Below are 3,414 nucleotides of genomic sequence, written 5' to 3'. Positions count from 1 at the left end.
GTGGAGAACCTCCAGGCCACCCTGCGCGCCTGCGGCGAGCTGGAAGCCCAGGCCGGGCGCCTGCGGCACCTGGTGGACAGCTTCAAGATCTGAGCCCGTCCGTCCCACAGGCCAGCTAACCGCGAAGCGGTTAGTCGGCGATCATCCAGCCCCCATGAAAAAGGCGCCCGCGGGCGCCTTTTTCATGGCCTGGCGCTCAGCGCCGCTTCTTCCCGCCCATCAACGAGCCGAGCAGGCCACGCACCAGCTCCCGGCTCAACTGGTTGGCCGCCTGGCGCATGGCGCTCTTCACCGTCGAATTGGACAGCAGGCTGCCGAGAATCTGCCCGGCCATGCCGCCGACGCCGGACGCGCTTTCCTGCTGTGCAGGCGCCTGGCCCTGCACCTCGGGCTTGGCGTCCGCCTTGCTCGCCAGCACCTCGTAGGCCGACTCGCGATCGATCGGCTGGTCGTAGCGCCCCTTCAACGGCGACCGCTGGACCAGTTCGGCGCGTTCGCTGTCGCTCAGCGGGCCGATCCGCGAATAGGGCGGCGCCACCGCGACGCGCTGGACCATGGCCGGCGTGCCCTTTTCCTCCAGGGTGCCGACCAGCGCCTCGCCGATACCCAGTTCGGTCAGCACCCCCAGGGTGTCGAACGCCGGGTTCGGGCGGAAACCGTCGGCCACCGCGCGCAGCGATTTCTGTTCCTTGGCGGTGAAGGCGCGCAGGCCATGCTGGATACGCAGGCCGAGCTGGGCCAGGACATCGTCCGGCAGGTCGCCCGGCGACTGGGTGACGAAGTACACCCCGACGCCTTTCGAGCGGATCAGCCGGACCACCTGTTCCAGGCGGTCGCGCAAGGCTTTCGGCGTGCCGTTGAACAGCAGGTGGGCCTCGTCGAAGAACAGTGCCAGCACCGGCTTGTCGGCATCGCCGCGCTCCGGCAGTTGCTCGAACAGCTCGGCCAGCAGCCAGAGCAGGAAAGTCGCGTAGACCTTCGGCGCCTCGTGCACCAGGCGGCTGGCGTCGAGCAGGTGGATGCGCCCGCGCCCGTCCGGCTCGGGGCGGAGGATGTCTTCCAGTTGCAGGGCAGGCTCGCCGAAGAAGGCCTCGGCGCCCTGCTGCTCCAGAGTGGCCAGGCGGCGCAGCAGCGCCTGCCCGGAAGCGCCGGTGAACAGCGCCCGGTCCTCGCCGAGGATCTCCGGATTGTCCTTCAGGTGGTTGAGCAGCGCCTTCAGGTCCTTCAGGTCGAGCAGCAGCAGGCCTTCCCGGTCGGCCACCTGGAAGGCGGCGAACAGCGCGGCCTGCTGGCTATCGGTCAACTCCAGGAGGTTGGCCAGCAGCAGCGGGCCCATCTCGCTGATGGTGGTGCGCAACGGGTGGCCGGTCTTCCCGGCGATGTCCCAGAGCGTGGTCGGGTAGGCCTTCGGCTGGTAGTTCAGCCACGGCATGCTGGCAATGCGTTCGGCGACCTTGCCCTGCGGGTTGCCCGGCGCGGCAATGCCGCACAGGTCGCCCTTGATGTCGGCGGCGAATACCGCGACACCGGCATCGCTGAAGGATTCGGCGAGGTGCTGCAAGGTCACCGTCTTGCCAGTACCGGTGGCGCCGGCGATCAATCCATGACGGTTGGCCAGGCGCCAGGCCTGCCCTACCGGCTGGCCATCGGGGCCAGCGCCGATCAACAACTCATTCGCTTGCGACATCCATTCATCCTCGGGACTAAAGCTCCGGCACGCTGTGCCGACAGTATGGGAAAGCCCTTGTACAACGGGGCTTCCAGCGGAACCCGCGTACCAATATGCGCGGGTTCCCGCGAAGGGCGTCGGGCCAGCGCATCGGCCCGATCTGGCCGTCCAGCTTCAGCGAAGACCTTCGGGCCTTGCTGAGACAGGAAAAATCGCCATCGTATCCGTATCACGCATTCTTCGGAGCCACCCAGGGAACCGTGGCTTCGTGGCACAAGGCCGTGCCTGGGTCGACGGACTACCCACCCGCGCGACCCGCCCGACGCTGCAAGGCGTACGGAAAGCCCCTGCGCCCGCGGAACGGTCGCAGGGGTCTGGTCAAAGACTGGCGCTACATACTCCTGGACGCAATACAACATGATCAAAAGTCTGAAGTTCAGCCACAAGATCCTCCTCGCGGCCTCCCTCGTGGTGTTCGCCGCTTTCGCACTGTTCACCCTCTACAACGATTACCTGCAGCGCAACGCGATCCGCGAGGACCTCGAAAGCTACCTGCGGGAGATGGGTGACGTGACCTCCAGCAACATCCAGAACTGGCTCGGCGGCCGTCTGTTGCTGGTCGAGCAGACCGCCCAGACCCTGGCCCGCGACCACAGCCCGGAAGCCGTCAGCGCCCTGCTCGAACAGCCGGCCCTGACCTCGACCTTCAGCTTCACCTACCTCGGCCAGCAGGACGGCGTCTTCACCATGCGCCCGGACAGCCCGATGCCGGCCGGCTACGATCCGCGCAGCCGGCCCTGGTACAAGGACGCCGTAGCGGCCGGCGGCCTGACCCTGACCGAGCCCTACGTCGACGCCGCCACCCAGGAACTGATCATCACCGCGGCGACGCCGGTGAAGGCCGCCGGCAACACCCTCGGCGTGGTGGGCGGCGACCTCAGCCTGAAGACCCTGGTACAGATCATCAATTCGCTGGACTTCANATCATCACCGCGGCGACGCCGGTGAAGGCCGCCGGCAACACCCTCGGCGTGGTGGGCGGCGACCTCAGCCTGAAGACCCTGGTACAGATCATCAATTCGCTGGACTTCAGCGGCATGGGCTACGCCTTCCTGGTCAGCGGCGACGGCAAGATCCTGGTGCACCCGGACAAAGAGCAGGTGATGAAGACCCTGAGCGAGGTCTACCCGCAGAACACGCCGAAGATCGCCACCGGTTTCAGCGAGGCCGAATTGCACGGGCATACCCGCATCCTCGCCTTTACCCCGATCAAGGGCCTGCCTTCGGTGACCTGGTACCTGGCGCTGTCCATCGACAAGGACAAGGCCTACGCCATGCTCAGCAAGTTCCGCGTCTCGGCCATCGCCGCCGCGCTGATCTCCATCGTCGCCATCCTGGTCCTGCTCGGCCTGCTGATCCGCCTGCTGATGCAGCCGCTGCACCTGATGGGCCGTGCCATGCAGGACATCGCCCAGGGCGAGGGCGACCTGACCAAGCGCCTCGCCGTGACCAGCCGCGATGAATTCGGCGTGCTCGGCGATGCCTTCAACCAGTTCGTCGAGCGGATCCATCGCTCGATCCGGGAAGTCGCCGGGACCGCGCACAAACTGCACGACGTCTCGCAACTGGTGGTGAACGCCTCGAACTCTTCGATGGCCAACTCCGACGAGCAGTCCAACCGCACCAACAGCGTAGCCGCGGCGATCAACGAACTCGGCGCCGCCGCCCAGGAAATCGCCCGCAAC

General features: G+C 66.7%; 2 protein-coding genes and 2 pseudogenes. 3 read left to right on the top strand and 1 reads right to left on the bottom strand.

The window, feature by feature from the left end; all coding sequences use genetic code 11:
• A partial coding sequence (locus tag LT948_RS33455) for a hypothetical protein (protein WP_372237216.1) occupies nt 1-93 on the top strand: 93 nt, incomplete at its 5' end.
• 103 nt (nt 94-196) lie between these two features.
• Here LT948_RS33455 and LT948_RS32915 read toward each other — a convergent pair.
• Complete coding sequence (locus LT948_RS32915; protein WP_003093869.1) at nt 197-1,687, bottom strand: helicase HerA-like domain-containing protein; 1,491 nt, start codon at nt 1,685-1,687, stop codon at nt 197-199.
• Nucleotides 1,688-2,086: 399 nt separating this feature from the next.
• Here LT948_RS32915 and pctA (LT948_RS33450) point away from each other — a divergent pair.
• Both pctA (LT948_RS33450) and pctA (LT948_RS33445) read left to right on the top strand, forming a co-directional pair.
• Nucleotides 2,087-2,635: pseudogene (gene pctA, locus LT948_RS33450) on the top strand (methyl-accepting chemotaxis protein PctA); the annotation flags it as partial.
• A 17-nt stretch (nt 2,636-2,652) separates the two neighbouring features.
• A pseudogene (gene pctA, locus LT948_RS33445) lies at nt 2,653-3,414 on the top strand (methyl-accepting chemotaxis protein PctA); the annotation flags it as partial.

The sequence above is a fragment of the Pseudomonas sp. CP-1 genome (genome assembly GCF_021213715.1).
Lineage (GTDB): Bacteria > Pseudomonadota > Gammaproteobacteria > Pseudomonadales > Pseudomonadaceae > Pseudomonas > Pseudomonas aeruginosa.
This window is presented reverse-complemented; position numbering and strand designations above follow the sequence as displayed.

Excerpts from the sequence above, each read along its gene's own strand:
- LT948_RS32915 (WP_003093869.1), bottom strand. The coding sequence starts at position 1,687 with ATGTCGCAAGCGAATGAGTTGTTGATCGGCGCTGGCCCCGATGGCCAG.